The 26,214-nt window shown below is 58.5% G+C and carries 28 protein-coding genes and 1 riboswitch; of the genes, 8 read left to right on the forward strand and 20 right to left on the reverse strand.

Annotation, left to right across the window (positions count from 1 at the left end; all coding sequences use genetic code 11):
• Positions 1-422 precede the first annotated feature (422 nt).
• Entirely contained in the window at positions 423-794 is a 372-nt protein-coding gene (locus tag C1Y43_RS06575) for a type II toxin-antitoxin system RelE/ParE family toxin (protein ID WP_104187550.1), read from the forward strand.
• Complete coding sequence (locus tag C1Y43_RS06580; protein WP_021508926.1) at positions 778-1,077, forward strand: helix-turn-helix domain-containing protein; 300 nt, start codon at positions 778-780, stop codon at positions 1,075-1,077. The genes C1Y43_RS06575 and C1Y43_RS06580 overlap by 17 nt, the downstream gene beginning before the upstream one ends.
• Before the next feature lie 77 nt (positions 1,078-1,154).
• Here C1Y43_RS06580 and C1Y43_RS06585 read toward each other — a convergent pair whose 3' ends face one another.
• From C1Y43_RS06585 to C1Y43_RS06620, 8 genes are all read right to left on the reverse strand, one after another.
• On the reverse strand, positions 1,155-1,622 hold the full coding sequence (locus C1Y43_RS06585; protein WP_058759022.1) for a hypothetical protein: 468 nt from the start codon (positions 1,620-1,622) through the stop codon (positions 1,155-1,157).
• Positions 1,623-1,807: 185 nt separating this feature from the next.
• Positions 1,808-2,731: an ABC transporter substrate-binding protein gene (locus C1Y43_RS06590; RefSeq protein WP_104187788.1), complete on the reverse strand. Its 924-nt coding sequence runs from the start codon at positions 2,729-2,731 to the stop codon at positions 1,808-1,810.
• Positions 2,732-2,746: 15 nt separating this feature from the next.
• A complete protein-coding gene (locus tag C1Y43_RS06595) occupies positions 2,747-3,481 on the reverse strand; it encodes an ABC transporter permease (protein ID WP_104187552.1) in 735 nt (244 codons plus the stop codon).
• Positions 3,465-4,181, reverse strand: coding sequence for an ABC transporter ATP-binding protein (locus tag C1Y43_RS06600; protein ID WP_104187553.1), 717 nt, complete (start codon positions 4,179-4,181; stop codon positions 3,465-3,467). The genes C1Y43_RS06595 and C1Y43_RS06600 overlap by 17 nt, the downstream gene beginning before the upstream one ends.
• Positions 4,178-5,146 (reverse strand): HesA/MoeB/ThiF family protein, encoded by a 969-nt coding sequence (locus C1Y43_RS06605; RefSeq protein ID WP_021508921.1) that lies wholly within the window; start codon positions 5,144-5,146, stop codon positions 4,178-4,180. The genes C1Y43_RS06600 and C1Y43_RS06605 overlap by 4 nt, the downstream gene beginning before the upstream one ends.
• A gap of 10 nt (positions 5,147-5,156) precedes the next feature.
• Positions 5,157-5,915: a thiazole synthase gene (locus C1Y43_RS06610; RefSeq protein ID WP_104187555.1), complete on the reverse strand. Its 759-nt coding sequence runs from the start codon at positions 5,913-5,915 to the stop codon at positions 5,157-5,159.
• A gap of 3 nt (positions 5,916-5,918) precedes the next feature.
• Positions 5,919-6,116, reverse strand: a complete 198-nt coding sequence (gene thiS, locus C1Y43_RS06615; RefSeq protein WP_010615679.1) for a sulfur carrier protein ThiS — start codon at positions 6,114-6,116, stop codon at positions 5,919-5,921.
• Positions 6,100-7,044, reverse strand: coding sequence for an FAD-dependent oxidoreductase (locus tag C1Y43_RS06620; protein ID WP_104093409.1), 945 nt, complete (start codon positions 7,042-7,044; stop codon positions 6,100-6,102). Before C1Y43_RS06620 ends, thiS begins: the two co-directional genes overlap by 17 nt.
• A 126-nt stretch (positions 7,045-7,170) precedes the next feature.
• Positions 7,171-7,290, reverse strand: a riboswitch (TPP riboswitch).
• A gap of 165 nt (positions 7,291-7,455) precedes the next feature.
• Between C1Y43_RS06620 and C1Y43_RS06625 the strand changes: the two genes are divergently transcribed.
• On the forward strand, positions 7,456-7,893 hold the full coding sequence (locus tag C1Y43_RS06625) for a 6,7-dimethyl-8-ribityllumazine synthase (protein ID WP_104093410.1): 438 nt from the start codon (positions 7,456-7,458) through the stop codon (positions 7,891-7,893).
• A gap of 155 nt (positions 7,894-8,048) precedes the next feature.
• Here the strand turns inward: C1Y43_RS06625 and C1Y43_RS06630 are convergent, their stop codons facing one another.
• Positions 8,049-8,258 carry a glycine zipper 2TM domain-containing protein gene (locus tag C1Y43_RS06630; protein WP_031279978.1) on the reverse strand — a complete coding sequence of 70 codons (210 nt, stop codon included), beginning with the start codon at positions 8,256-8,258 and terminating at the stop codon, positions 8,049-8,051.
• A gap of 253 nt (positions 8,259-8,511) precedes the next feature.
• Positions 8,512-9,237, reverse strand: a complete 726-nt coding sequence (locus C1Y43_RS06635) for a pirin family protein (protein WP_021508917.1) — start codon at positions 9,235-9,237, stop codon at positions 8,512-8,514.
• 123 nt (positions 9,238-9,360) lie between these two features.
• On the opposite strand from C1Y43_RS06635, the gene C1Y43_RS06640 reads away from it, so the two are divergent.
• Entirely contained in the window at positions 9,361-10,242 is an 882-nt protein-coding gene (locus C1Y43_RS06640; RefSeq protein ID WP_104187557.1) for a LysR family transcriptional regulator, read from the forward strand.
• Between the two features lies 1 nt (position 10,243).
• On the opposite strand, the gene C1Y43_RS06645 is transcribed toward C1Y43_RS06640, so the two are convergent.
• The 9 genes from C1Y43_RS06645 to C1Y43_RS06685 all read right to left on the reverse strand — a co-directional run bounded on the left by C1Y43_RS06645 (position 10,244) and on the right by C1Y43_RS06685 (position 18,852).
• Positions 10,244-10,993 (reverse strand): anti-sigma factor, encoded by a 750-nt coding sequence (locus C1Y43_RS06645; RefSeq protein ID WP_104187559.1) that lies wholly within the window; start codon positions 10,991-10,993, stop codon positions 10,244-10,246.
• Entirely contained in the window at positions 10,990-11,493 is a 504-nt protein-coding gene (locus C1Y43_RS06650) for a sigma-70 family RNA polymerase sigma factor (RefSeq protein WP_104187560.1), read from the reverse strand. The genes C1Y43_RS06645 and C1Y43_RS06650 overlap by 4 nt, the downstream gene beginning before the upstream one ends.
• A complete protein-coding gene (locus C1Y43_RS06655) occupies positions 11,493-12,047 on the reverse strand; it encodes a cytochrome b (RefSeq protein WP_104187562.1) in 555 nt (184 codons plus the stop codon). The genes C1Y43_RS06650 and C1Y43_RS06655 overlap by 1 nt, the downstream gene beginning before the upstream one ends.
• Positions 12,044-13,093, reverse strand: a complete 1,050-nt coding sequence (locus C1Y43_RS06660; protein WP_104187564.1) for a catalase family peroxidase — start codon at positions 13,091-13,093, stop codon at positions 12,044-12,046. The genes C1Y43_RS06655 and C1Y43_RS06660 overlap by 4 nt, the downstream gene beginning before the upstream one ends.
• A 76-nt stretch (positions 13,094-13,169) precedes the next feature.
• Positions 13,170-14,381, reverse strand: a complete 1,212-nt coding sequence (locus C1Y43_RS06665) for an MFS transporter (protein ID WP_104187566.1) — start codon at positions 14,379-14,381, stop codon at positions 13,170-13,172.
• Positions 14,382-14,567: 186 nt separating this feature from the next.
• Positions 14,568-15,515 (reverse strand): ROK family protein, encoded by a 948-nt coding sequence (locus C1Y43_RS06670; RefSeq protein WP_104187567.1) that lies wholly within the window; start codon positions 15,513-15,515, stop codon positions 14,568-14,570.
• Positions 15,512-16,378, reverse strand: coding sequence for an ABC transporter permease (locus tag C1Y43_RS06675; RefSeq protein ID WP_021508909.1), 867 nt, complete (start codon positions 16,376-16,378; stop codon positions 15,512-15,514). The genes C1Y43_RS06670 and C1Y43_RS06675 overlap by 4 nt, the downstream gene beginning before the upstream one ends.
• A complete protein-coding gene (locus C1Y43_RS06680) occupies positions 16,378-17,298 on the reverse strand; it encodes an ABC transporter permease (RefSeq protein WP_021508908.1) in 921 nt (306 codons plus the stop codon). The genes C1Y43_RS06675 and C1Y43_RS06680 overlap by 1 nt, the downstream gene beginning before the upstream one ends.
• Positions 17,299-17,316: 18 nt before the next feature.
• On the reverse strand, positions 17,317-18,852 hold the full coding sequence (locus C1Y43_RS06685) for an ABC transporter substrate-binding protein (RefSeq protein WP_059009281.1): 1,536 nt from the start codon (positions 18,850-18,852) through the stop codon (positions 17,317-17,319).
• Positions 18,853-19,137: 285 nt separating this feature from the next.
• Here C1Y43_RS06685 and C1Y43_RS06690 point away from each other — a divergent pair, with 285 nt between their 5' ends.
• The 3 genes from C1Y43_RS06690 to C1Y43_RS06700 are packed head-to-tail and all read left to right on the forward strand — an operon-like array spanning position 19,138 to position 23,518.
• Positions 19,138-20,271, forward strand: coding sequence for an ROK family transcriptional regulator (locus tag C1Y43_RS06690; protein WP_059009283.1), 1,134 nt, complete (start codon positions 19,138-19,140; stop codon positions 20,269-20,271).
• Between the two features lie 11 nt (positions 20,272-20,282).
• Complete coding sequence (locus tag C1Y43_RS06695) at positions 20,283-21,725, forward strand: M81 family metallopeptidase (RefSeq protein ID WP_104187569.1); 1,443 nt, start codon at positions 20,283-20,285, stop codon at positions 21,723-21,725.
• Positions 21,722-23,518, forward strand: coding sequence for an ABC transporter ATP-binding protein (locus C1Y43_RS06700; protein WP_104187571.1), 1,797 nt, complete (start codon positions 21,722-21,724; stop codon positions 23,516-23,518). Before C1Y43_RS06695 ends, C1Y43_RS06700 begins: the two co-directional genes overlap by 4 nt.
• Before the next feature lie 17 nt (positions 23,519-23,535).
• Here C1Y43_RS06700 and C1Y43_RS06705 read toward each other — a convergent pair whose 3' ends face one another.
• Positions 23,536-24,705 (reverse strand): ROK family transcriptional regulator, encoded by a 1,170-nt coding sequence (locus C1Y43_RS06705; RefSeq protein WP_058759002.1) that lies wholly within the window; start codon positions 24,703-24,705, stop codon positions 23,536-23,538.
• A gap of 264 nt (positions 24,706-24,969) precedes the next feature.
• Here C1Y43_RS06705 and C1Y43_RS06710 point away from each other — a divergent pair, with 264 nt between their 5' ends.
• A complete protein-coding gene (locus C1Y43_RS06710; protein ID WP_104187573.1) occupies positions 24,970-26,208 on the forward strand; it encodes an extracellular solute-binding protein in 1,239 nt (412 codons plus the stop codon).
• Positions 26,209-26,214: the final 6 nt, after the last annotated feature.

Below are 26,214 nucleotides of genomic sequence, written 5' to 3' on the forward strand. Positions count from 1 at the left end.
TAAAATTAAGGACGCGCGGCCGCAAGCAAATGAAATGCTGTGCCTTCTGAATCCGCGCATGAGAACGCAGCCGTCCGGCACCTCTGATAACCGTGGCACAGCATAGTAATCTTATTCTTAACAGGTAATATTTAACGTTACTTCACTGTATTCACGTTAATTATTCAGGACTGATGATGTCTCAACCCAAAGCGATGTCCGTTAATGCCCTCACCCACATTATCCTGTTCTTCCTGGTCATCAACGCGATTGATGTCGTGTATGCGCTGATGCACTGATGGCTTATTGCGCTGCGCTTTACCGCTGTTTTTGCGAGCCAGACTCGAAAGATGAGATAAATTCCCCGTCACGGATTTTTTAATTGGTGAGCCTTGATAGACTGCAGACGATAAAATAGACTACAGACTATCAAGGATGGCATCGTGTGGCAGGTTGAAGCAACAGATCGGTTTTGTAAATGGTTGCAGGCTCAGGATGAAGCGTTGCGTCTCGACGTGCTTGCCGCCCTGAAGCTTCTGGCGCAGGACGGTCCGCATCTTGGCCGCCCTTTCGTTGATACCCTGATGTTATCGCGGGTGCCCAATATGAAAGAGCTTCGCGTGCAAAGTAAAGGTCGTCCCATCCGCAGCTTTTTTGTTTTCGATCCGCGCCGCCATGCGATTGTGCTGTGTGCCGGCAACAAACAGGGTAAAAATCAAAAGCGTTTCTATCAGCGGATGCTTCGCATTGCCGAAACCGAATACCATCATCATCTGAACGCAATCGGGGAAACACATAATGAAAACCTTGGATGAGATGCTGGCGGCGCTGACGCCCGAACAGCAACATCAGGTCGATGAACGCGTCAGCCAGATGCGTCTGGAATACCAGCTTTATCAATTACGTGAGCAGATGCAGCGGACTCAGCGTCAGCAAGCGCAGGCCATGCACATTGCCCAGTCATCTGTGGCGGCGATGGAAGCGCGTGGTGCAGAGTTAAAAATTTCCACGCTGAAGCGCTACATTGAGGCGCTGGGTGGAGAGCTGACGCTGGGTGTAAAGATGCCGGGTGGCCAGCATGTTGACTTAATTATCTGACCGTTCAGGCAGAGCGTATTACGCCCTGCCCCAGACTTCGATCAACGGTGCCGACACCTGGCCCGCACCACAGTCAATCAGGAGTTGTTTGGCGTGGCAGCGCTTTCGCTGAACTGCGGTTTTTGCCGCGTAACGGAATAGACCACGTTTTTCGGGCCATTGGTGTCTGTGGTGACATCGACCGCAGGAATGGTCACTTTGCCAAAACCAAACAGTGTTTGCACGTAGCCGCCAATCTGGTGTTTACCGGCCGGAACGCGGAGCTCTTTACTCTCGCCCTTTTGCAGCAGTCCGGCTTCCTGCCCATCCACCGTCACGTACACGGATGAGCCATCGTCGGTGCGCGTCACCAGATGGGAGACATTGATGACGGTCGGTCCGCTGGCAAACGGCGAAGCGCTGTCGTTGTTTTCGACCGGAGCGGAAGCAGTAGCCGGGGCTTCTGCGGCGGCAGCATCAGCGCTGCTGTCGCTGGCAGCATGACGCGCGCAACCGGTGAGCAGGAGTGTGGCCGTTAACGTGGCCAGTGTGAAACGCGAAAACATCGTGACGAAAAACCTTCTGCTAAATGAGAAGTATTTATTTTAGCGTTACCCGCGCAGTGATAACAGTCACAGAAATCCAGTATTTTCCGAAAACCGGGGATGCGGGTCTCCGTTTGTCCCCCGGCCGCACGCAATGTCAACGCGCGCCGTTCTCCCGGCCAGGGAAAACGGCGCAAGCGGACGAATTACAGTGAATAGCGCGCCAGCGGCGCCACGGTGGTGATCAGCCCGTTGGCTTTCATATATTCACCAAATGCCTGATAACGCGCCTGATTGAATTCCGCACTGTGCGTTGCAAAATAAGGCAGCGTCGCCTGCCAGGCCTGATGATTGAGTGGCGTATCCAGTTCAGGATAACGCTTAATGAACGCCTGCCACGCTTGTTGCGGATGAGCGCGCAGCCAGGCGATGCCCGCATCCAGCCCACGCAGAAATGCCGGGATGCGAGGATCGTTTGCCGCTGTGTTGCTGTTGGCCAGAATGATCAACTCATCGTAGGCCGGCACGCCGTAATCTTCCGGTTTAAACGACACCGGCTTTGCGCCTTTGTCCTGCAAATCCAGCAGCTCGTAGTTACGGAAGATGGTCAGCGCGCCGTCAATTTTATGCGTCAGCAGCGCGGAGACGGCGTCCATATTCAGATTTACCAGCTTCACGCTGTTAACGTCGACGCCCTGCGATTTCAGCATGTTGCGGATAGCCACATCTTCCGCGCCGGGAATCGCATAGCCAATCGATTTACCGGCGAAGTCTTTAATACTGTGAATATCGCCCGATACCGCTGTCAGGGTGTTCAGCGGCTGGTTAATCAGCGTACCAACCCGGATCACCGGCACCTGCTTGTCCACCAGCGTATAGAGCTGAGGCTGATAGCTAATCGCCAGATCCGCTTTGCCTGCCGCCAGCAACAGCGGTACCGACGCGGAATCCGCCGGTGCGATCATGTCGACATCTAGCCCCTGCTGTTTAAACGCTCCGCTGTACTGAGCGGCAAAGATCGCCGCGTGGTTAGGATTTATGAACCAGTCGAGCAGCAAACGCACTTTTTCTGCCGCCTGTGCGTTAACGGTGACCAGCAGCAAGAGCACGGTAATAGTACGACGCAACATTTTCACTCAAGATCCTTAATATGATTGCCAGAGAAATTTTTTACGCACCAGCGCCACCGCCGCTGAGAGCAGCAGCGCCAGGCTCATTAACAGCAGCAGCGCGGCAAAACTGGTTGCCGTTTCCAGCCGCGCGTTGGATTGCATCATCAGGTAGCCCAGCCCTTCGCTGGCACCGACCCACTCGCCGATCACCACCCCAATCGGTGCCAGCACCACCGCCATCTGCAGGCCGGCGAAAAACTGCGGCAGCGCGGCCGGCCAGCGCACGCACCAGAAAATGCGCCAGCGCGAGGGATACAGCGTTTGCGCCAGCTCCAGCCAGCCGGCAGGCGTACGACACAAGCCATCGAACAGCGACAGGCACAGCGGGAAAAACAAAATCAGCGCCGCCACCACCACTTTTGACGCGATGCCAAACCCCAGCCACAGCACCAGTAGCGGCGCCAGCGCAAAGACCGGGATGGTCTGGCTGGCCGTCACCAGCGGAAACAACATCCGCCGCAGTAGCGGGCTGGAGGCCATCAGCACCGCCAGTACCACACCGCTGCCGACGCCCAGCAGCAGCGCCAGCACGATTTCTGCCAGCGTGAACATTGCGTGATGCGCGAGCAGTTGGCGCTTTTGCCACAGAGCCTCCAGCACCGATTGCGGCGCGGGCAGCAGAAATGCCGGAACGCCGTTGTGCCGCGCCAGCAGCCACACGCCCAGCACTACCGCGATCAGGTAGACAGCACTACTCAGTTTTTTCATAGGAATTCAGTCGGGAAAAGAGCTCGGCCTGCGCCTGCAGCAGTCCGGCATCATTGAGCGCGCGCGGCACCGTACCTGCTGGCACAGGCCAGTGCGTCACCTGCAGCGGCTGGCCGTGCAACAGCAGAATGTCATCGGCCATACGGCAGGCTTCCAGCGGATCGTGGGTCACCAGCAGCACCGTTTTGCCGCGCAGCAGCGTCGCGGTCAGCGTTTGCAGCTGGTGTTTGGTCATCACATCCAGCGTGGCGAACGGCTCATCCATCAGCACCAGCTCGCGCTGCGCATACAGCGTGCGCGCCAGCGCGACCCGCTGCCGCATGCCACCCGAGAGCTGTGAGGGCGCGGCTTGCGCCTCGTCTTCCAGTCCCACCTGCGCCAGCAAATGGTGCGCCCGCACGCGGTCCGGCTTCGCACCGCTTAGACGCGCCGTCAACATCACGTTCTCCAGCACCGTCAGCCACGGATAGAGCAGATCCTGCTGCCCCATCCATGCCACGTGCTGCGCAATACCGCTCAGGCTGCCCTGCTGCGGCTGCACTAAGCCGGCCACCAGACGCAGCAGCGTGCTTTTACCAATGCCGCTGCAGCCCAGCAGCACCGTGGTTTTGCCGCCGCGCAGTTGCAAATTGAGCCGATCGCATAGCTGTTTTTCGCCCCAGGCAAAGCTCACCTGGTCAAAGCGGATGTCCTGCGTCATGGCCGGCGCGCCGCCAGAATCGCCAGCTGATTAAAGCCGCGCTGCGCCAGCGCGCTGGCCGCCTGCGCCGCCCGGATGCCGCTGGCGCAGACCAGTACGATGCGGCGATCCGCCGGTGGCTGCCAGGCGTCCAGTTCGTGCGGCAATACGCGCTCAACCCGATCGGCCACGCTGGCAGGCGCCTCTTCGCAGCTGCGCAGCTCCACAATGCAGTCTCCGGGTTGTAACAGGTGAGCATCAATAAACGGCACGCCGGGCTGGGCCGGTTCCTGTGCCGCATCAAAGCGGAACGAACGAAAGTGCCAGCTGACGAAGTCACAGTTGACCATGCAGCCGAGCGGTGAGGGTTGCAGCCCGAGCAGTACGCTGAGCGCCATCTGCGCCTGCATCGCCCCCAGCGCCGCCACGGCCGGGCCCATCACGCCAGCGGTGTTACAGTTAGCCGCGGAAGCAGGCAGCTGCGGAAACAGCGCACGATAGCTCGGCGCGCCGCCGCAAAAACCGCCAGCATAGCCCTGACGACCCAGCACCGAGGCGCTGATCAGCGGTATGCCTGCCTGGAAACAGGCATCAGACAGTTGGTAAGTCACCGCGAAGTTATCGGCGGCATCAATCACCAGATCGCACCCCGTCAGCGCCTGCGCGATATTGCTGGCGCTCAGCGCCTCGGGCACCGCTTCGATTTGCACCTCAGGATTGCGCTGCTGCAAAGCCTGCTGCGCCGCCACAGCTTTGCTGCGACCCACATCCTGCAGGGTGAACAGCGTCTGGCGATGCAGGTTATGCAGCGCGACCTGATCATCATCGTACAGACACAGCTGACCGACGCCCGCCCCCGTCAGCTGAGGCAGCAGCGTGGCGGCCAATCCACCGGCACCGGCTACCAGCACGCGGGCGCGAGCCAGTTTCTGCTGTCCGACCACGCCAATTTCCGGCAGCATCATCTGGCGTTGGTAACGTTCCATTGCGCGCTCCCTAGTTCAGGTTGGCGAGGCCGAATATCGGCGTTGAGGCCACGGCCATATCACGCTTCTCCATCAGCCCGGCTTCGCGCGCCCCCTGCCCGGCAGCGATCGCCTGGCTGAACGCGCGCGCCATCGCCACCGGATCGCTCGCTTTCGCCACAGCGGTATTGAGCAGGATGGCATCGAAGCCCATCTCCATCGCCTGCGCTGCCTGTGACGGTGCGCCGATGCCAGCATCAATGATCAGTGGAATATCGCTGAACCAGGCACGCATCGCCCGCAGCCCGTCAATATTTCGCAGTCCCTGGCCGGAGCCGATGGGCGCGCCCCACGGCATCAGCAGTTCACAGCCGGCGGCCAGCAGTTTTTCACCGACAATCAGATCTTCCGTGGTGTAGGGAAACACCTGGAAGCCGTCGGCGCACAAAATGCGTGCCGCTTCGACCAGCGCGAACGGATCGGGCTGCAGCGTGTCGGCATGACCAATCACTTCCAGCTTGATCCACGGCGTGTTAAACAACTCGCGCGCCATGTGCGCGGTGGTGACGGCCTCTTTGACCGTGTGGCAGCCAGCGGTATTGGGCAGCACGCGCACATTCAGGCCTGTCAGCAGCTCGCGAAAAGCCGCGCCCGCCGTGCCTTCGCGGCGCAGGCTGACAGTGATAATTTCACTGCCGGATGCGGCGATCGCCTGCTGCAAAATCGCCGGTGAAGGGTAGCCTGCGGTGCCGAGCAGCAAGCGTGACTGCGGTGTAAAATCGTAAAACATCGCTCAGCCTCCCTGCATCGGTGACAGGACTTCCAGCTGCCAGCCTTCCTGCAACTGCAGGCTGGCATACTGACTTTTCGGCACAAAATCGCCATTGCAGGCGGTGGCAACACAGGCCGCATCGATTTGCTGTTCGATCAGCAATTCGCTGAGGCTGGTGGCCTCAGTGCTGATGGTGCGGCCGTTAAGCTGAATATTCATGGCTAACCTCCCCGGACAGGCGCTGCATCAGCTGTTCTGCCATCATTGGTGCCAGCAGAAAACCGTGACGATACATGCCGTTAAGATAAAAAATACCGTTGTGATAGTGGATTTCCGGCAGATTAGCCGGCCATGCCGGACGCAGACCGCTGCCGCTTTCGATGACGCGCGCTTCCGCCAGCGCCGGATGCAGGGCGTAGGCCGCGCTGAGCAGTTCCATCATGGCGCGCGCGCTGATAGCGCTGGCATCGTCGCTTTCGATCATGGTGGCGCCGAGCATGAAGTGGCCGTCGCGACGCGGCACCAGATAACAGGGAAAACGCGGATGGAGCAGACGAATCGGCCGGGAAAATGACACCTCATGACTCTGCAGGATCAGCATTTCCCCGCGCACCGCGCGCAGGCCGGAGAGCTGCGCTCTGGCATGGATACCGCGACAGTCGATGATCCGGCCCGATGGCTGGCGCGCATCAAAGCGGACGCCGCGCTGCAGCAGTTTGTCACGCAGTTCAGCCAGCGCACGGCGCGGATCGAGATGTGCTTCGCGCGGGAAAAACAGTCCGCGCGCAAACCGGTTTTCCAGCGCCGGTTCAAGCGACGCCGGATCAACCCATTGATGCGCCGTCGTCATGCGCGCGAAGCGGTTTAACTCCGGGTTATCACGCGGCGGTGCCAGCACTAACGTACCCTGATGCACCACGCTGCTGACGCGCGTTTGCCACCAGGCCGCAGCATGCTGGCCGAGGGTAATCACCTCCGCTGGCGCGCTTTCTGCTTCACACCACGGCGCCAGCATGCCACCGGCAAACCACGAGGCAGGCTGACGTGCTTCATCGTCAATGACCTCGACGGTTTCGCCGCGCTCAGCCAGTAGCGTGGCAACACAAAGCCCGGACACGCCGCTACCGAGCACGCTCCAGCGGCTCATGAATCACGTTCCGGTAAATAATCTGGGAAATTCACATCGGCCTCTCAGTGATAACTGAGACCCGCAGATACAGGTGAAGGGAATCGACGCCAGCGATCGGGCTCGCCTTTGCGCCAGACGGCTTTGCACATGAGCCGTCAGTCTTCCTACGCCAGTATCAACTGGGTCAGGTTCAAAGGGTCGCTAAGCCGCGCAGTGCGCTATTAGCCTCTCAGTCTCTCAGGCGAGACTCCCCCGACGCGTCTATTTGTATTGCAGGCGCTGGCTGGCGTCAAGCAGCACGTTAACTGCGCTGCCCGCGTTGTGGATCAAAATTGCAACATATGGTATACCAGACGGATAGCGGGCAGATGATAAAAAAGACTTTTTTATTATTCACTTATAAATTTTTCAGCTAATCATGGAAGCATTATGAATAAGTTTCGTGTGGCTTTTATTAAAGCAGGATGGCATCAGGCGATCGTGAACAACGCGCTGGTGGGATTTGAGCAGGAACTGACCGAACAAGGCGTCGAAAATACATTAAAAAGCTATGACGTACCCGGCGCGTTTGAAATGCCGCTGCTGGCTAAACGCCTGGCCGAAACCGGCAAATTTGATGCGATTGTCTGCGCCGCGCTGGTGGTCGACGGTGGCATCTATCGCCATGACTTTGTCGCGCAGGCCGTCGTCGATGGCCTGATGAATGTGCAGCTGGCCACCAATGTTCCGGTGTTTTCGGTATCACTCACTCCGCACAATTTTCAGCCGGTCGATGCGATTGAAGCGTTTTATACCGAACATTTTATTAAAAAAGGCAAAGAAGCCGCACGCGCCGCTCTGATGATTCATCAGCTACAGATCGATTAATATTTTTTAAGCGGTAGCGGTAATAATTGATGGCCGGATTAAATAAAGAAATTTCTGGCCGATGAATATTTCAACGCGGGGCTATTGACGGCAGGTTATGAAGTGAAATGATTTCGCCAGCATTCCGGCTGGCGAAATCCTGAGTAACGGTGAAATTAACGGCTGACTTCGTGACCAATCAGGCCGCCGATAGCCGCGCCGCCGAGGGTACCGAAGGTGCTGCCGCCGGTCAGAACGGCGCCGCCGACCGCACCCACACCGGCGCCAATGGCGGTGTTACGGCCACGATGAGACATGCCACAAGCCGTTACAGAAAAGGCTAAAACCAATACCACTGCGATATTAAAGCTGCGTTTTAAAACCATCAAAATCCTCATTACCATTAATTCTAATGGAATGTAATAGTGTTAACTTTGTTTGTTGTTTAGCCGCCAAATACCTGGCGTAGCGTGCTTATCCTGGAGGCAAATTTAAGGGGCTTTGCATTTTTGTGGAAGGTAAAAATTCCTATTTTATGCCGGACCTGTCAGGTGCTGGTTATTATTCGTACCTTAAGCCAAATAAAAAGGCATGGCGTGAAGGTTCACGCCATGCCTCGCTGACTTACCGCGCAATGAATTAACGCTGCGGATGATTAACTTCGACTGGTCGTAAATCAAACACCAGCACTTCAGCATTGTTACCGTTAGCGAACTGCAGCGCCGTCTCATTGCGTACGCGCGCGCCGTCGCCGGCTTTAAAGCTTACGCCATTCACTTCAATGCTGCCGCGCGCCACATGAATATACGCATAGCGATCGTTAGCCAGTTCCAGCGTCTGCTGCTCGGCACCGTCAAACAGTCCCGCGTAAATACGCATATCCTGACGTACGCGCAGCGAGCCGTTGTCGCCTTGTGGCGAAACAATCAGGCGCAGCTGACCGCGTTTGTCGGCTTCTGCCACTGACACCTGCTGGTAACCTGGCTCGGTACCGCGTTCTGCCGGCACAATCCAGATCTGCAGGAAGTGCACATTATCCTGTTTCGAATGGTTAAACTCGCTGTGCGTCACGCCGCTGCCGGCGCTCATCAGCTGCACGTCACCGGGCACGATAACCGAACCGGTACCCATGGAATCTTTATGCTCCAGCGCGCCTTCCAGCACGTAGGAAATAATCTCCATGTTGTTGTGCGGATGCGCACCGAAACCGCGACCCGGTGCTACCTGATCATCGTTAATCACCAGCAGATCGGAGAAACCGGTCTGTTGAGGGTCCCAGTAGCTGGCAAACGAAAAAGTATGGCGTGAATGCAGCCAGCCGTGATCGCCTAAGCCACGTTGTTCGGACAGTCGTTGTTCAATCATGGTCTGCTCCTTAAATTTTTAGCTGGAGGGCGAAGGCCCTTCCCGTTGCTGACCAGTATACGTAAACTGATTTGCCCAACAATGCGCCTGTATGACAATGACTGTCACAGATAAGTGGACAATATGCAGATTGAAGATCTCCGGATTTACGTCGCCGTAATCAAAGCGGGCAACTTTACCGCTGCGGCTGAACAGCTGATGCTCTCCAAGCAGTACGTCAGCCGACGCATCGCCGCGCTGGAAGAGTCACTCGGGGCGCGTTTGCTGAATCGCAATACGCGCAAACTGTCCGTTACCGACAACGGTCAGCTGTTTGCCCAGCATGCGCAGCGCATTCTGGATGATGTGCAGGAAGCCGAACTGGCGATGTCTGGTCGTCGTCAGGTGCTGCGCGGCAGTTTTCGTCTCAGCGTGCCGATGTCGTTCGGCATCAGCCATCTTTCCCCTTATATCGCCGAATTCCTGAGCCAGCATCCCGGTATCCAGTTCCAGGTGGAACTGGCCGATCGGCATGTGGATATGGTGGGTGAAGGTTTTGATATGGCGATCCGCATCGGCACGCTGCCGGACTCCAGCCTGATCGCCAAACGGCTGGGCGAATTCCGCCGCGTGATCTGCGCCAGCCCGGCCTACCTGCAGGGCGCCGGCGCACCGCGTGAGCCGGAGGATCTGCTGCAGCATCTCTGCCTGCGCTATGGACGTGAAAGCCAGACCGGCTGGGAGCTGTTTCAGGGCGACACGCGCAAAGTACTGGCGGTCCAGGGACCGATGGTCAGCAATAACGGAGAAATGCTGCGTGATGCGGCCGTCGCCGGGTTGGGGCTGATCCTGCTGCCGGAGTTTATCGTGGCTCCGGCGCTGGCGCGTGGTGAGCTGGTGACGGTACTGGATGAATGGCATCCGGCCTCGCTGCACCTGAATGCGCTGTATCCGCAGCATCGCCAGCGCAGCGAGATCAATCGGGTATTTATGACGTTCCTGCAGGCAAAGCTGGCAGGCAAATGAATCAGCCCACTTCGCTGCCTATCGCAGCACGCAGCGCCGGTGCGGCTTCGCCGCTCATCGGGCTCACCAGCGCATAGTTATAGTGGCGATCGCTCCAGTATTGCGCCACCAGGTTGTCCGCCTGGCGCGACCCCTTTTCCAGCCGCACGGTTTGCGGGCGGATGTACCAGCCAACGCGCGTGCCGCTGGCGGTCTGATACAGCACCAGCGCCGAGGCGCCATGCTCATTCGCCATCAGGCGCGCGCCGATGAGCTGATAGCCAAAGCGTTCCAGATTGGGTGGCAGCGTACCGTTGATAAAATAGCGTCCCAGCCAACTGGCCAGCTGTGTTGTCTGATGGGTGTTAATGTCCATCGTCGCCTGCTGTGCGCCATCGCCGAATAACCGGTAAGCCTGTACCGCATCCTCCATCGGTAACGGATGATTCTGCAAGCGTTCAGTCATCTGCCAGCCGGACAGGCTGCCGATCCCCAACGCCAGCACCAGCGAGCAGGCCAGCGCCAGGCGCTGATAACGCTGCCGCGCACGCCGCTGGCGTAGCTGTGCCGGCTGCAGTGGCATAAAGGCGGTTCGCGCCATGTTGCGCTGCAGGCTTTGTTGCAAGCGCAGCTTGTCCTGACGCCAGCCCTCAACCTGGGCGGCAACGTCAGGATGCTGCGCCAGCCAGTCGCTGACGGCCTGATGGCTGGCGCTATCCAGTTCACCATCCAGCCAGGCGTGCAGCTGGTTCTCATCGGGCGGGATATTCATTTTAATCTCCTCAACGTCACCGGGGCCGGCAGGCCTTCGGTCATGTGCTGCAACTGTTTTCTCGCCCGCGACAACCGTGACATCACGGTGCCCAGCGGAATGTTCAGCGTGTCAGCCGCTTCCTGATAACGCATGCCTTCAACGTTAACCAGGAGCAGCAATGCGCGACTGTCAGCCGGCAGACGGGCGAACAGCGCCAGCATCTCATCGGCGATGGCGTGATGCTCAGCCGACTCGGCAAAGGGCTCGGCGCGGCTGAACAGCGTCATAATCGCCTGCCAGCGCTTGCGGCGGCGTTCGCCATCAATAAACTGATGCCAGAGAATGGAAAACAGCCAGGCACGCAGACTGCGCGTGTCATCGCGTGCCGCGTCCAGTGCTTTGACCAGCGTGTTTTGTACCAGATCCTCAGCGGCCATGCGCTCACGCGTCAGCCCCAGCGCAAAACGCTGCAAATGCGGCAGTAATGCGCGGATTTCGTCATCGCTCAATGCAGACATTATTTTTGCTCTCGCACCCGGCGCAGGCCGGTCATGCTACTCAGCACGCCATCACGTAAAATCAGACCATGCAGCAGCGCGGCAGCCAGATGGGCCAGGATCAGCGCGAACAGACTAAACGCCAGCAGCGAGTGTAACGGGCGCAGCACGGCATAACTTTCCACGCTAACCGGCAGCAGCGGCGGCAGCACCAGTCCCTCGCCAATTGTCACCGGAAACCCGCCTGCCGACAGCATTGCCCAGCCTACCAGCGGTTGCGCCAGCATCAGAAAATAGAGCGCCAGATGGGTCAAATGTGCCACCGTTTGCTGCCAGCCCGGCACCGACGCGGGCATGGCGGGCACACCATAGTAACGCCGCAGCCCGATACGCACGACCACCAGCAACGCGATCACCACGCCGAGTGGTTTGTGTATCGCCAGCAGCAGTGAATGGGCAGCCGAGATATCCGCCACCATCGCCACGCCGATAAATAGCATGGTCAACACGGCCAGCGCCATCAACCAGTGTACGATGCGCAGCAGCGGATGAAACAGGGTTGTCTGGTGACTCATGATTTTTTCTCCTGCTGCCGCGCCTGTTCAGCCGTGCGCAGATTGAAAGATTTCGCGTAAGCGGCGGAGCGCGCGTTGAGCAGCGGATCGTCCGAACCGCTGATGCCCTGCGGCAGAATCAGCGGATCGTAATTGATGTCATTGCAGCTGCCGCCCTGTTGCGGGCTGCTGTCGCGCAGCGTCAGCGTACCGGCGACAACCTGCTGCCGATCGGCTGGCCACACCTTGCTGGCATCGTTCACCGCATCGCCGGGCTGCGCCACGCTGATCACCAGATCCCACTTCAGCGGTGCGGTCGCCAGGCGGTCGTGCAGGTCGCTCTGCAGATAATCCGGCTGCTGCTGCTGTGCCGCACTGATCGGCTGCCATGGCGTACGCGGCACCAGACTCCAGCGCACAAAGCGCGTTTCCCCCTGCACATTGGTAAAGCGGAAGGCATTCAGGCTGTTGTACTGCTCCTGTGCCCAGCTGGCGGCCAGTACGTGGGTTTTTACCCAGGCAAAGAAAGGTTTAACTTCGGGATGGGCAACGGTAAACGCCATCAGCTTTTGCGCATCAGGTTTGCCGGTCTGCGGCAGCGGTCGACTGGCCTGCTGCTGATCGTAAAAAGCCTGCGGCGTACTGACCGGGAAAAACGGCAGCGCGTTCATGCCGGTACGCCACTGCTCGCCGTGCGCCAGCTGAAATTCCAGCGCCAGGCTGCGCACCGGCACGCCATAATCCGGCGCGTGCGGATTACCGCCGGCAATGGCAAAGCGGCCAATCACCGGCACCGTACCCGGCTGGAAAACGCTGGCGCGTGACAGAAACGCCGCGTTGCCGCTGGAGGTAAAATCGCCGGTAACGCACACGCCCTTGGCATGATTGCGCCGGTATCCCGGATGCACACCGCTGTTTTGCTGCAGCGACTGCACCAGACTTTGCGCACTGAGGCGCTGCGGCGTCAGCCAACCGCCTGCAGCAAGAAACAGCACCAGCAGTAATCCGGGAATAATGACCACCAGCAGTAACAACGGCAGATGTCTGACCGTAGGTTTAAAGTTCATCTTAGCCAACTCAGTAAGGAAAAGTGGGCATAAGACGAACCAGCGCGGCGTTTATTCCCGCGCGGTAAAAATTATTTTATGGCGAGCGCCGGCGCGCATCGCGCACCGCAATGGCATGAATCAGCAGCCCCAGCACGGACAGAATGGCCCCAACCCAGCCGGTGGACTGCCAGCCCAGCCCGGCGGAAATGGTGATGCCGCCGAGCCACGCCCCCAGCGCGTTGGCAATGTTAAACGCTGAGTGATTAAGCGCGGCCGCCAGGGTTTGTGCATCACCGGCCACGTCCATCAGGCGGATCTGTAGCACGCTTCCCAGCGCCACCATGGTACCGACCAGCATCACGTTAAGCGCGCCCGCCAGCGCATAATGCGCGGCAAAGACAAACGCGCTCAATACCAGCAGCGACCACACCAGTATAATGCGGATGGTTTTCTCCAGCCCGCGATCGGCCAGACGTCCCCCGACAAGGTTGCCGATAATCATGCCAAGACCAAACAGCGCCAGTATCGCCGGTACCAGATTCTCCGGCAGGTGGGCCAGTTCCATCATGGTGGGTTTAACGTAACTGAATACCGAGAACATGCCGCCGCTGCCAATCGCGCCAATCGCCAGCGTCAGCAAAACCTGCTTGCGCGTCAGCGCCGAGAGCTCGCGCAGTGGACTGGCCTGCTTGTCACCGGCCACATTGGGAACCCAAAGCCACACCAGTAACAGCGTCAGCAGCGCCAGTCCGCCGACGATGGCAAACGCATCACGCCAGCCAAACCACTGGCCGATGGCGGTAACGGCAGGTACGCCAATCAGATTGGCGATGGTTAATCCCAGCAGCACCATCGACACCGCCTGCGCGCGCCGCGCGCGCTCCACCAGTCCTGCCGCCACCAGCGCCGCAACGCCAAAGAAGGTGCCGTGCGGAAAGCCCGCCAGAAAGCGGGCCACCAGCATCGCAGGGTAGCCCGGCACGACAGCGCTCAGCAGATTACCCAGCGCAAACAGGCCCATCAGCGTCATCAGGAAATTACGCCGTGAAGCCCGCGCGCCGAGAATAGCCAGCAGCGGCGCGCCAATCACTACGCCGAGGGCATAAATGCTGATGAGATGGCCGGCCTCAGGAATGGTGACGTTCAGGCCTTTCGCCGCATCTGGCAGCAGGCCCATGATGACAAATTCACCGGTGCCGATGGCAAATCCACCGGTGCCCAGCGCGAACAGCGCTTTTGGCACGCTGTGACGCGGCAGCGAGGCCTCGTCCGGAAGCTGAGAAAATTGAGGTTGTACTGATGACATGTTTTTTTCCGTACCGCAGGTGAAAAAAACAGCAAAGAGGCTGGCGACAGTGTCTGTTCACCAGCCTCTTTGCTGCGGGTTTTAGCGCGTCAAGCTTAGCGCATTTAAGGTTGAATCGGGTTCAACGAAGTCTTGAGCGCAACACGGTAACCGAAAAGCGCCTGCAACGGGCGAAAGGGCAAAAGCTCAGGACGCGCTGAGCGCCTGCCGCGCCAGCAGCGCCGCGCCCACCATGCCGCCCTGGTGGGCAAACTCGCCCGGCACCACCAGCGCATGCGCTGTGCTGCGCAACACACAGCGCTGCACCGCATCATTAAGCGCAGCAATCAGCGGGGTGACCGAAGCCAGGCCGCCGCCTACCGCCACCCGCGACGCGCCGGTAATGTTAATGGTGTAGGCGAGCGGCTCGCTTACCAGTTGCAGCCAGGCTTCTATCGTCTGCTGCGCCCGCGCTTCTGCCTGCTGCCAGCGAGCAATGATTTCCACGCTGCTGGCGCTTTCAGCGTGCAATACCTGATGCAGCGTTTCCAGTCCGCGCGCGCCGCCGTAGGTGTCCAGACACCCTGTCTGGCCGCACGGGCACGCCTGGCGCGGCACGCGCACGCGACGATGCGCCAGCGTCACTTCCGTGAGGGTAATCGGCCCGTGGCCCCATTCGCCGGTCAGGCCGTTTTGTCCGGTAATAATGCGGCCGTCCGCCACCAGACCACCGCCCACGCCGGAACCGAGAATCGCGCCAAACACCACTTTGTGCCCTTTGCCGCTGCCGGCCAGCGCCTCGGCCAGGGCAAAGCAGTCGGCGTCGTTGTGCGCGATCACCGGCCGCTGCAGCACCTCACCCAGTTCCCGCGCCAGATTACGCCGGTGAAAAGCCGGGATGTTGCTGGCAAACATTTCGCCGGTTTGCGGTGCCACAATGCCCGCCGTGGAGATGGCGACAGCCGCCTGGCTGCTGAAATGGTTATGCTGCCCGGCGATCATCTCGCTGACTCTGGCGCAAAAAGCCTGCCAGTCCGTCGCCGGGATTTTTTGCTGATCGAGCAGGGTTAGCCGATCCTGTGTATCCATCACGCCAAGCTTAATAAAGGAGCCGCCCAAATCGAGGCAGATCACGGTTGAGTGCGGGTGAGTCATAAACGTTTATCCATTACATCGCGCAGGCCGTCGCCCAGCACATTAAAACCGAGCACGGTAATCAAAATCGCCAGTCCGGGAAATAGGGAGACGTAAATATTTAGCCCGAGAAAGTTGCGGCCATCGCTCATCATGGTGCCCCACTCCGGCATCGGCGGCTGCACGCCGAGCCCGAGAAACGACAGACTGGCGGCAGAAAGCACCACCGCACCAGCCGTCAGCGTCGACTGTACAATCAGCGGGCCAATGGCGTTGCGCAGAATATAGTGCGTGATAATGCGCGGGTATCGCACGCCAAGCATATGCGCCGCTTCGATATACTCCATATTTTTCAGTCCCAGCGTCAGGTTGCGACTCAGACGTGCATACACCGGGATCGAGAACAACGAAATGGCGATCAGCATGTTTGTCAGCCCCTCGCCGAGCACGCTGACAATCAGAATCGCCAGTACGATGCCGGGGAAGGCGAAAATAATATCCATCAGCCACATGATCAGCGCATCAATTTTGCGTCCAGCCAGCCCCGAGATGATGCCCAGAGGAATGCCGATCGCCATTGAGATGGCCACGCTGAGACTCACCTCAAATAGCGTGATGCGCGCGCCATAAATGACGCGGGCAAAAATATCGCGGCCGTAATCATCGGTGCCGAACCAGTGGGCAACGGAAGGTGCCTGCAACGTGTTCAACAGATCCTGCTCGATGGGATCCCAGTGAGTGATCAGCGGTGCAAAAAGGGCAGCCAGCACCACCAGCAGCACCAGCCCGCCTCCGGTCGTGATGGAAGGGTTGCCAAGCAAAAACCTCACGATCTGGCGGCGGCGCGCGGGCGGCGGCTGGAGAGACGTGTCGAAACTGTTCATCAGTCGAACCTTATTTTCGGGTTGAGCAAGCCAATCACTATCTCACCGACCAGATTCATCAACACCACGCCGGTTACCGCCACTAACGTTACGCCCTGAATCACCGGATAGTCGCGGTATTTCACCGAATCCACCAGCAGGCGGCCAATACCCGGCCAGTTAAACACCGACTCTGTCACCACTGCACCTCCGATCAGGCTGCCAAAATTCAGCGCGACGATGGTGACAATCGGTATCAGCGCATTGCGCAGCGCGTGTTTCCAGTTAACGCTGGCCGACGATAACCCTTTGGCTCTGGCGGTACGGATGTAATCCTGACTGAGCACATCCAGCATGCTGGAGCGCGTCATCCGCGCAATCATCGCCATCGGGAGAATCGCCAGCGTAACGGTCGGCATCACATAGTTGCGCCACGAATCAGCACCGAGTAGCGGCAGCCAGCCGAGCTGTACCGCAAAGTAGTTCATCGCCAGCAACGCCAGCCAGAAGTTCGCAATCGAGGCACCGGCAATGGTCAGTACCATGACGATCTGATCGGGAATGCGCTGCCGGTAAATGGCCCCGGTCATGCCCGCCGGCACGCCGATGGCAATCGCCAGCAGGTACGCCAGCGCCGCCAGCGACAGCGTGTACGGCAGGCGTTCGCTGATTTCGGTCATCACCGGACGCTGCGACTGCAGCGACAGCCCGAGATTGCCATGCAGCGCTTCACCGGCAAACCTGACGTATTGCAGCGGCAAAGGCTGATCCAGCCCGAGGCGCACGCGCATACTGTCCACCGCTTCCTGCGGCGCTTCCGGGCCGGCCATCAGGCGTGCCGGATCGCCCGGCAACGCGCGGATGGCGATAAACACGATGATCGACACACCGAAGATAATTAACGGCAGCGAGAGCACCTTTTTTGCGACATACGCTTTCATATCAATCAGCCATCAGCACTATTTCTTCACGGCATCACGGACCACAATCTGGCCGCCCGGTTGCATTGTCACGCCACTGATATTTTTGCGCGTCGCATACAGATCGTCCTGATAGTAGAGCAGCACCTGCGGGGCGAGTCCGCTGATCCGCTGCTGTGCCTGGAAATAGAGCGCTTTGCGCTGGGCATCGTCGAGCGTGGAGGCGGCGCTATCGATTAGCTCATCGGTACGTTTGTCGCTGAAGAAGCCGAGGTTAGCCCCGCCGGGCGCAAAGCTGCTGCTGTGATACAGCGGACGCAACTGCAGATCCGAGCCGTACAGCCCCGAGGACCAGGACGCCAGCACCGCGTCCGTACCCTGCGCGGCTTTCTCTTTGGCATCGGCAAACGCCGCTTTGGCCCATACGCCGCTCTCCATCTGGCGCACGCTGAGTTTGACGCCAATTTTGCTCCACATACCCTGCAGAACCTGCGCGGTACGTGCGTCAGGTGCCTGCACGGCAATCGACATGGCGAAGCCGTCGGCATAGCCCGCTGCCTTAAGCAGATCTTTGGCTTTCTGCACATCATATGGATAGTCATGCAACGCTTTGTCGTAGTTGGCATCGACCGGCGCCAGTGGGGAATTGGCCGGCTGCGCATAACCAAACATCACCGCTTTTACCAGCGCCTGCTGGTCGGTCGCGAAGTTCAGCGCCTGGCGTACTCTGACATCGCTGAGGGCTTTACTCTGCGTATTGAGATCGATCCAGAATACCGCCGCGCCCGGCGACTGTTTTAACTGCACGCCGGGATTATTTTTTAACATGCCGGCAAATTGCGGCGGCACCGGGTTAATAATATCGACCTGACCGGATTGCAGCGCCATATTCATGACTGACGGCTCACTGCTCCAGGTCCATTTTATTTCGTCCGGCCCGGCAGACTTGCCCCAATAGTCCGGATTCTTCTGCTCCAGGACAAATTCACCGGATTTATACTGCGCCAGTTTATAGGGTCCGGTACCGTCGGCTTTATTATTGATCGTGCCGGCTTTGTCAGCTTGTGGACTCACCATTAATCCCGGACCGGAGGCCAGCACGGTTAAAAACGCCGGATTAATTTTCTTCAGTGTAAAGGTGACGGTTAAGTCATCTTTTTTCTGCACGTCCTGAATAAAGGTGCGAATTTTCCCACTTCCGGCAAGACCGCGCTTCGTATCCAGATGACGCTGAAAGTTTTCAACGACCGCATCGGCATTAAATGGCGTGCCATCGTGGAATTTAACGTTGGGACGCAGCGTAAATTCCCAGTGCAGTCCGCTGTCGTCGGCATGCCAGGAGAGCGCAAGGGCCGGCATGATTTTGCCATCGTCACCGAGCCGCGTCAGGCCTTCATACATCGGGTCCAGCACCGTGCCGGTAAAGGTCGCGGTCTGATTGCCCGGGTCCATGCTGCGCGGCGGTTCGTTTTGCATAATGACCAGCTGAGCAGCCAAAACCGATGCGCTGGAAAACGACGCCAGAATACCCGCGGCAAGTGTCAGTACCCTGAAATGCTTGAGTGTGCTTTGCATGAAGGCCTCAGTGAATCAGTGACAAAGAGTGAAGAGTCATTGCCCGGCAGGCAGCTGACCGTCAATGCGCGCCATCGCCTGCCATACGCTTTGGTTGTGTTAACGGCAGCAGATGAACGGGCTCGACGCTATATAAGGCACACTCTGCAAACAAAAGCCAAGATGTCAGTTCATATATTTTACTTATAATTCGATCTGCATTCAGAAAATAAACTAAATACGCTTGAATTTGTTTTCAAGGCTGATTAATGTCGGCCAAATACAGCCTGTGCCGTGAGAACTCTGATGCTTAATGCTCATCAGCAACAAATTCTGCGTTTATTAATTGCTTCGCATGGCATGAGCCGCACGGCAATTGCGGAAAAAATGAAGCTGAGTAAAGCCGCAATCAGCACTTTAATCAAAGAGATGCTTAGCGCAGGACTGCTTGAAGAGAGCATTCCGGAAAGTAACGGTCAGGGTCGGCCTTCGGTGTTATTAAAAATGCGTGCCGACAGTGCCTATTTTCTCGGTGCGTCGTTGCTCGGTGACGATGTGTATCTGGTGCTGACGGATATGCACGGCCGCATCCTGGCCAGTACCCACATGCCGCTGAATCCCGATCCTGCGCTGCTGGCTGGTGCGCTGGCCGCCGCCATCCCCGGTCTGCTTGCACAAAAAGGCATCTCCGCCGACCAGCTTATCGGGCTGGGCGTCACGCTTTCCGGCTTTGTGGATGAAAACCAGGCGGTGTGCGTTCAGTCTGCCCTGCTGGGCTGGAAAAACGTCCCGCTGGCGGCACTGCTTAACGCGCAAACCGGTCTGGAGGTGTCACTGGAAAACGATGCCAAAGCTCTGGCGGTCAGCGAAAAGATTTTCGGCGTGGCGAAAAAGGCACGGAATTTCACCCTGATTTCCCACGGCGACGGCATTGGCTCTGCGCACTTCTTTCAGGGGCAGCTGCACCGCGGCGCGCACGGTGGGGCCGGTGAAATTGCTCACTGTACCGTAGAGCCGGGCGGGCGTCCGTGCCGCTGCGGCAAACGCGGCTGCCTTGATACGCTGGCGTCGCTCACTGCGATGCGTGAAAGCATGCGTGACAAACAGCTGCCCTGCACCAGCGTCGCCGAACTGGAAGCGCTGGCGGTAAAAGGCAATAGCGCCGCGATCGCCATTCTGCACCAGGCAGGTGACGCACTTGGCCTCGCCATTGCCAATATCATTCAGATGAACGATCCGGAGATGATTGTCATCGCCCATCAGCCGGATGCGTTCGACGGCCTGCTCAGAACGGTGGTGATGCAGGCGGTAGATAGTCACGTGTTGCCTTCAATCATGGGCAAGACGCCCATCGCCAGCATGGCGATTGATCAGTTCAGCTGGGCCCGCGCCGCAGCCAGTGTGGCGGCTTACCGTTTTATCGTTCACTTACCCGACTAGCGGAGTCTGTTATGCGCATTGCCTATGGTGGAATTCATACTGAATGCAGTACCTGGAATCCGGTGCTCAATTACGCCGACGATTTCCGCATCGTGCGGGGTGAAACGATGACGACCAATCCCTATTTCGCTTTTCTGCAGGATTACGCGGCCGAGTTTCTGCCGACCTTTCACGCCCGTGCCATTGCCGGTGGGCCAGTAGCACGTGTGACCTATGATGCCTTCAAACAGGAGTTTCTCCATCGGCTCGAGGCGTATTTGCCCGTGGATGGCGTTTACCTGGCGATGCACGGCGCGGTTTATGTCGAAGGGATGGAAGACGCGGAAGGCGACTGGATTAGCGCGACGCGCGAGCTGGTCGGGCCCGATTGTCCGATTAGCGTCAGCTACGATCTGCACGGCAATGTCTCGCAGCGCATCATCGACGCGATCGATATGTTTTCAACCTACCGCACGGCACCCCATATCGATGTGGAAGAGACCATGCGCCGCTCCGTGTCAATGCTGGTCAATAGCCTGCAAAGCGGCATCCGACCGGGTGTGGTGTGGGCACCGATCCCCGTGGTGCTGCCAGGTGAACGCACCAGCACCGAAGATGAACCCGCCAAAAGTCTGTATGCCAGCCTGCCCGGGATTAACGCACTTGAACATATCTGGGATGCTTCGCTGATGGTTGGCTATGTCTGGGCGGATGAGCCACGCGCCACGGCGGCAGCCATCATGACCGGCACCGATGCCGATGTGCTGTCTGAGCAGGCGGCCAAACTGGCGCTGGCTTACTGGCAGGCGCGTGAGCAATTTGTGTTTGGCTGCGTGACCGGCAGTACTGAAGAGTGCGTACGCATGGCGATTTCCAGTCCTGGCGGACCGGTGATTCTCGCCGACTCCGGTGATAACCCGACTGGCGGCGGCGTGGGCGATCGGGCCGATGTACTGGCCGAACTGCTGCGGCAAAATGCGCAGGATGTCATCGTTGCCGGCATTACTGATAAACCGGCCACGGAGGCGGCATTCGCCGCGGGCGTCGGCGCACGGCTCTCCCTGACTATCGGTGCCACGCTGGATCCTGCCGGCGGCAAAGTCAGCGGCGAGTTTGACGTGCTGCTGCTGAGTGATGATGCCCGTTCGGTTGCCCGTCAGGCGCTGCTGAAGATTGCAGGCATTACCGTGGTAGTTGCCGATCGGCGTCGTCCTTATCACAACCTGGCGGATTTCGCCCTGCTCGGACTCGATCCGCGCCAGGCAAAAATTGTGGTGGTAAAATCCGGTTACCTGTCACCCGAGCTGGCGCCGATTGCCAATCCCAACCTGATGGCGCTGTCGGAAGGTGTGGTCGATCAGTATGTTGAACGGCTGGTGCGCAAGCGCAAGTTGCAGCCGGCTTATCCGTTCGATACCGATTTTACCTTTGTGCCGGTCAGCACCCGCTCGGCGCGTTTTGTGGCGGCACAATGAATCGCGCTGACCCGCCGGTGCTGAGCATCGAAAATCTCACCGTCGCGTTTCGCAGCGATGACCGCTGGCGTGAGGTGGTGAAAAACGTCTCTTTTACCCTCGGGGCCGGTGAAACGCTGGCGATTGTGGGTGAGTCGGGCTCAGGCAAAAGCGTTACCTCGATGGCGATCATGCGTCTGCTGAATAGTCGTCACGCACGTATCAGCGGCAAAGTGCTGCTGAACGGCGTGGATTTGCTCACGCTGAGCGAACGTGCAATGCGCGATATCCGAGGCAATGCCATCGCGATGATATTCCAGGAGCCGATGACCAGTCTTAATCCGTCGTTCACTATCGGTCACCAGATTGCTGAGGCGCTGATCGCGCACCGCAAAATCAGTGCACGCGCCGCCCGCGAGGAGACTATCCGGCTGCTGGAAAAAGTGCGTATTCCCAACGCGGCCAAACGCTTCAGCGATTACCCGCACCACTTTTCCGGCGGTATGCGTCAGCGCGTGATGATCGCCATGGCGCTGGCGCTGCGTCCAAAACTGCTAATTGCTGACGAGCCGACCACGGCGCTCGACGTCACGATTCAGGGTCAAATCCTTGACCTGATCAAGACCCTGCAGGAGGAGGAAGGCACCGCCGTACTGTTCATCACCCACGATATGGGCGTGGTGGCAGAAGTCGCCGACCGCACGCTGGTGATGTATCAGGGCGCGATGGTGGAAACCGGCAGCACCGCCGCGATTTTTTCAGCCCCGGCGGCAGAGTATACCCGCACTCTGATTGCGACCGTGCCGCAGCTGGGTGCCATGAGCGGCATCGATGGACCGCGTAAGTTTGCGCTCAACGGCGAAGCGCCGGTGGCGCAGGCGCGGCAGACGCCACAAGGGCAAACGCCGCTGCTGTCGGTGAAGAACCTCAGCACGCGCTTCAGCATTCACGAAGGGCTGTTCAGCCGTAAAACCGGTGCGGTGCACGCCGTGGAGAATATCTCGTTTGATCTGCTGCCGGGTGAAACCTTGTCGCTGGTCGGCGAATCCGGCTGTGGCAAATCCACCACCGGCCGCTCGCTAACGCGGCTGGTGCAGCCGAACTCCGGGCAGATTGCTTTTGACGGCAGCGACGTGCTCACCCTCTCCCGGCAAGAACTGCGCAAGCTGCGCTGCGCCATGCAGATGATTTTTCAGGATCCGTTTGCCAGCCTTAACCCGCGCATGTCAGTCCTTGAAGCCCTCACCGAACCTTTTTTACAGCATCGGCTGGGCAGTAAGGCCGCTGCACAGAGCAAAGCGGCCGAACTGATGACGCGCGTTGGCCTGCCCGCAACTATGCTGAAACGCTATCCGCACGAATTTTCCGGCGGCCAGCGTCAGCGCATCTGCATTGCCCGTGCGCTGATGCTCGATCCGAAAATGATCATTGCCGACGAGTCGGTGTCCGCCCTTGATGTCACCGTGAAAGCGCAGATCATCAATCTGCTGCTCGATCTGCAACACAGCCTGAATCTGTCGTATCTGTTTATCTCGCATGATATGGCAGTAGTGGAGCGCATCAGCCATCGTGTGGCGGTGATGCTGCTGGGAGAGATTGTTGAGATTGGACCGCGCGCGGCTATTTTTGAGAATCCGCAGCACCCTTACACACAAAAACTGCTCGCGTCGGTGCCGGTGCCCGATCCGGCGCGCCGCCATTTAAAACGGTACATGGACGTCAGCGAGCTGAAGAGCCCGGTGCGTGCCAATGGATTTGTGCCGGAAACACGGCATTATCAGGAAGTGAGCGCCGGACACTGGGTGATGCGGTAAAACGCTGGCCGCGTTTTTCACTTCATCAGCACCTGGAACTGCGGATTAAACTCATCAAAAATTGGCAGAGCCGCTGCGCCCAGGGCGGCGGTGTCGCTGCCGGTCATGCCGGTCTTGAGTCGCGTGCCGGTCAGATAGCGGCCGCGCACCGATTGGTAGAGCGGCGGCAGGCGCTGGATAATTTTATCCAGCAACACCGCAGGCATCATGCCGCCGATAATCACGCTCTCGGCATCAAAGATACACTCCAGCATATTAATACCCTGGCGCAGCGGCGTGAGCACAGTATCGATCCAGCGATCAAACAGCGCCGGATCAACCTGCAGTAAATCTTCCGGCAGCGCGCTCATTGGGTCCAGCCCGCAGAATTCGTAAGCGGCCTGCAGCGAAACATAACGCTCCAGGCAGCCGTGATTGCCGCAGTAACACTCACGTCCACCGGGTTCAACCACCACGTGCCCCACTTCACCGGCGTTGTGCGCATGGCCGCTGTACACATGGCCATCCATGATGATGCCCGCGCCCAGGCCCGTGCCAATATACAGATAAATAAAGGAATTAAGATGACGCGCCACACCGTGAAAGCGTTCGCCAATCGCCGCGACGGTGGCATCATTCTCCAGCGTGACCGGCAGTCCGCTCATCTCAGCGAGACGCGCCGCGATATCGACATCCTCCCAGCCGTGCAGCGTGGTCGGCCCCATTGACGAGATACCCTCCACACCAAACGGCCCCGGCATCACTACGCCAATACCCAGCACTTTTTGCCAGCGCGGCCCGGTCTGCTGTTTGATCTCCGCCAGCACCCCAGCAATGCGCGCTAATGTGGCATCCGGCTGCGGTTTTTGCACCATAATAAGGCGGCGAAAATGGATTTCACCGGTCAGGTCCACCAGCACAATCAGTAGCGTCTGATGGTCGAGATGGATGCCGATGGAAAACGCACTGGCAGGATTCAGGGTGACCGGAATCGCCGGCTGACCGCGGCCCTGCTTACGCGGCTGACGGCTGGTGAGCAGTTCCGCCTGCTCCAGTTCAGCGACAATATTCGAGACGGTTTGCGGCGTTAACGCGGTCAGTCGCGCCAGCTCGGCACGGGTCAGCTCACCGTGCAGGCGTATCGCTTCGATAATCACCCGGCGATTGTGCGCGCGCGCATGTTCCAGATTGGTTCCCGACGTTTTCATCCTGCTCGCTTCCCTCTTTTAACCACCGCTGCGGACCGCCGCCTCAATATCTATGATCGGCAACACATTTTACAACCTGTTTACCTGACAGCGGCAAAAATCTGTGCAAAGTAGTGTCGGATGGCAGCGTTGTTTTCTGCCCTGGCACGTCCCTTGCTTTAGCTCACTGCTGTCAGCCACTGCGCGCTGGCAATCTGTGCGCGATATTAAATCAATCAAATTGATTTAATTAAACACCCTCTACTGCATGAAGGCGAGAACGCAATGAAAAATCAGATGAAAGGTTGTTTTGCCGCCGTACTGTTCGCCTGCGCGGGCAGCGCGGCAGCGGCTACCACTACGCTCAACGCCCTGTTTATGACGCAGGCGGCCTACAGTGAAAATGATATCCGCGCCATGACTCAGGCGTTTCAGACAGCGCACCCGGACGTGCAGGTCAATCTCGAGTTTGTTCCTTACGAAGCGCTGCACGATAAGATCGTCGCGGCACGCGGCGCGGGCGGCAACGGTTACGATGTGGTGCTGTTTGATGCCATCTGGCCGGCGGAATTCAGCAAGTTCGACCTGTTGCAGGATGTCAGCAGTCGCATCAGCGCAGATGAAAAAGAGAAAATCTTCCCCGGCGCAATGAACACTGTGGTGTTCAAAGGCAAAACACTGGGCATGCCGTGGATCCTCGACACCAAATATCTCTACTACAACAAAGCGATGCTGGAAAAAGCCGGCATCAAAGATCTGCCGCAAACCTGGCAGCAGGTGATGGATGATGCGCGCATCATTAAGCAGAAAAATATCGTTAAATATCCGCTGGTATGGAGCTGGTCACAGGCGGAAGCGCTGGTGTGTGACTACACCACGCTGGTCTCCGGCTTCGGCGGCAAATTCTATAACAACGGTAAGCTCGATTTCTCTACGCCAGCCTCGCTGCAGGCGGTGAAGCTGATGAAAAGCTCGCTCGATGAGGGTCTGACCAACCCGGCTTCGCGCGAATATCTGGAAGAGGACGTGCGCAAAGCCTTTTCCAACGGCGATGCGGCTTTCGCTCTCAACTGGACCTACATGTACAACATGGCCAACGATGCCAAGCAGAGTAAAGTCGCCGGCCAGGTTGGCATCATGCCCGCACCCGGCGATGCGCCCAATCGTTTCGGCGCGGTCAACGGTTCGATGGGTCTGGGCATTGCCAAAGGCAGCAGCCATCCGGAGCAGGCGTGGCAGTACATCAGTTACATGACTTCGCAGCCGGAACAGAATAAATACGCCACGCTCAGTCTGCCGATCTGGAAAAGCTCCTATCAGGATCCCGCGGTCAGTAAGAATCAGGAGAGCCTGATCGCTGCTGCCGACAAATCGCTGAATGTCATGCTGTCGCGTCCGGAAACCGCTGATTACTCACGTCTCTCCAACACCCTGCAGCAGCAGCTGCAACAGGTTCTGGTCGGCAGCGCGACACCGGAAGCGGCCATGCAGGCGGTAGACAAAAGTGCGGCGCGTCTGCGTTAAGGGGTC

It is taken from the genome of Pantoea sp. ICBG 828, from assembly GCF_002928355.1.
Classification (GTDB): Bacteria; Pseudomonadota; Gammaproteobacteria; order Enterobacterales; family Enterobacteriaceae; genus Pantoea; species Pantoea dispersa.

Bases quoted from the DNA above. Each gene is read 5' to 3' on its own strand.
- C1Y43_RS06580 (WP_021508926.1), top strand. From the start codon at position 778: ATGAAAACCTTGGATGAGATGCTGGCGGCGCTGACGCCCGAACAGCAA.
- C1Y43_RS06585 (WP_058759022.1), bottom strand. From the start codon at position 1,622: ATGTTTTCGCGTTTCACACTGGCCACGTTAACGGCCACACTCCTGCTC.
- C1Y43_RS06590 (WP_104187788.1), bottom strand. From the start codon at position 2,731: ATGTTGCGTCGTACTATTACCGTGCTCTTGCTGCTGGTCACCGTTAAC.
- C1Y43_RS06595 (WP_104187552.1), bottom strand. From the start codon at position 3,481: ATGAAAAAACTGAGTAGTGCTGTCTACCTGATCGCGGTAGTGCTGGGC.
- C1Y43_RS06600 (WP_104187553.1), bottom strand. From the start codon at position 4,181: ATGACGCAGGACATCCGCTTTGACCAGGTGAGCTTTGCCTGGGGCGAA.
- C1Y43_RS06605 (WP_021508921.1), bottom strand. From the start codon at position 5,146: ATGGAACGTTACCAACGCCAGATGATGCTGCCGGAAATTGGCGTGGTC.
- C1Y43_RS06610 (WP_104187555.1), bottom strand. From the start codon at position 5,915: ATGTTTTACGATTTTACACCGCAGTCACGCTTGCTGCTCGGCACCGCA.
- thiS (WP_010615679.1), bottom strand. From the start codon at position 6,116: ATGAATATTCAGCTTAACGGCCGCACCATCAGCACTGAGGCCACCAGC.
- C1Y43_RS06620 (WP_104093409.1), bottom strand. From the start codon at position 7,044: ATGAGCCGCTGGAGCGTGCTCGGTAGCGGCGTGTCCGGGCTTTGTGTT.
- C1Y43_RS06625 (WP_104093410.1), top strand. From the start codon at position 7,456: ATGAATAAGTTTCGTGTGGCTTTTATTAAAGCAGGATGGCATCAGGCG.
- C1Y43_RS06630 (WP_031279978.1), bottom strand. From the start codon at position 8,258: ATGGTTTTAAAACGCAGCTTTAATATCGCAGTGGTATTGGTTTTAGCC.
- C1Y43_RS06635 (WP_021508917.1), bottom strand. From the start codon at position 9,237: ATGATTGAACAACGACTGTCCGAACAACGTGGCTTAGGCGATCACGGC.
- C1Y43_RS06640 (WP_104187557.1), top strand. From the start codon at position 9,361: ATGCAGATTGAAGATCTCCGGATTTACGTCGCCGTAATCAAAGCGGGC.
- C1Y43_RS06645 (WP_104187559.1), bottom strand. From the start codon at position 10,993: ATGAATATCCCGCCCGATGAGAACCAGCTGCACGCCTGGCTGGATGGT.
- C1Y43_RS06650 (WP_104187560.1), bottom strand. From the start codon at position 11,493: ATGTCTGCATTGAGCGATGACGAAATCCGCGCATTACTGCCGCATTTG.
- C1Y43_RS06655 (WP_104187562.1), bottom strand. From the start codon at position 12,047: ATGAGTCACCAGACAACCCTGTTTCATCCGCTGCTGCGCATCGTACAC.
- C1Y43_RS06660 (WP_104187564.1), bottom strand. From the start codon at position 13,093: ATGAACTTTAAACCTACGGTCAGACATCTGCCGTTGTTACTGCTGGTG.
- C1Y43_RS06665 (WP_104187566.1), bottom strand. From the start codon at position 14,381: ATGTCATCAGTACAACCTCAATTTTCTCAGCTTCCGGACGAGGCCTCG.
- C1Y43_RS06670 (WP_104187567.1), bottom strand. From the start codon at position 15,515: ATGACTCACCCGCACTCAACCGTGATCTGCCTCGATTTGGGCGGCTCC.
- C1Y43_RS06675 (WP_021508909.1), bottom strand. From the start codon at position 16,378: ATGAACAGTTTCGACACGTCTCTCCAGCCGCCGCCCGCGCGCCGCCGC.
- C1Y43_RS06680 (WP_021508908.1), bottom strand. From the start codon at position 17,298: ATGAAAGCGTATGTCGCAAAAAAGGTGCTCTCGCTGCCGTTAATTATC.
- C1Y43_RS06685 (WP_059009281.1), bottom strand. From the start codon at position 18,852: ATGCAAAGCACACTCAAGCATTTCAGGGTACTGACACTTGCCGCGGGT.
- C1Y43_RS06690 (WP_059009283.1), top strand. From the start codon at position 19,138: ATGCTTAATGCTCATCAGCAACAAATTCTGCGTTTATTAATTGCTTCG.
- C1Y43_RS06695 (WP_104187569.1), top strand. From the start codon at position 20,283: ATGCGCATTGCCTATGGTGGAATTCATACTGAATGCAGTACCTGGAAT.
- C1Y43_RS06700 (WP_104187571.1), top strand. From the start codon at position 21,722: ATGAATCGCGCTGACCCGCCGGTGCTGAGCATCGAAAATCTCACCGTC.
- C1Y43_RS06705 (WP_058759002.1), bottom strand. From the start codon at position 24,705: ATGAAAACGTCGGGAACCAATCTGGAACATGCGCGCGCGCACAATCGC.
- C1Y43_RS06710 (WP_104187573.1), top strand. From the start codon at position 24,970: ATGAAAAATCAGATGAAAGGTTGTTTTGCCGCCGTACTGTTCGCCTGC.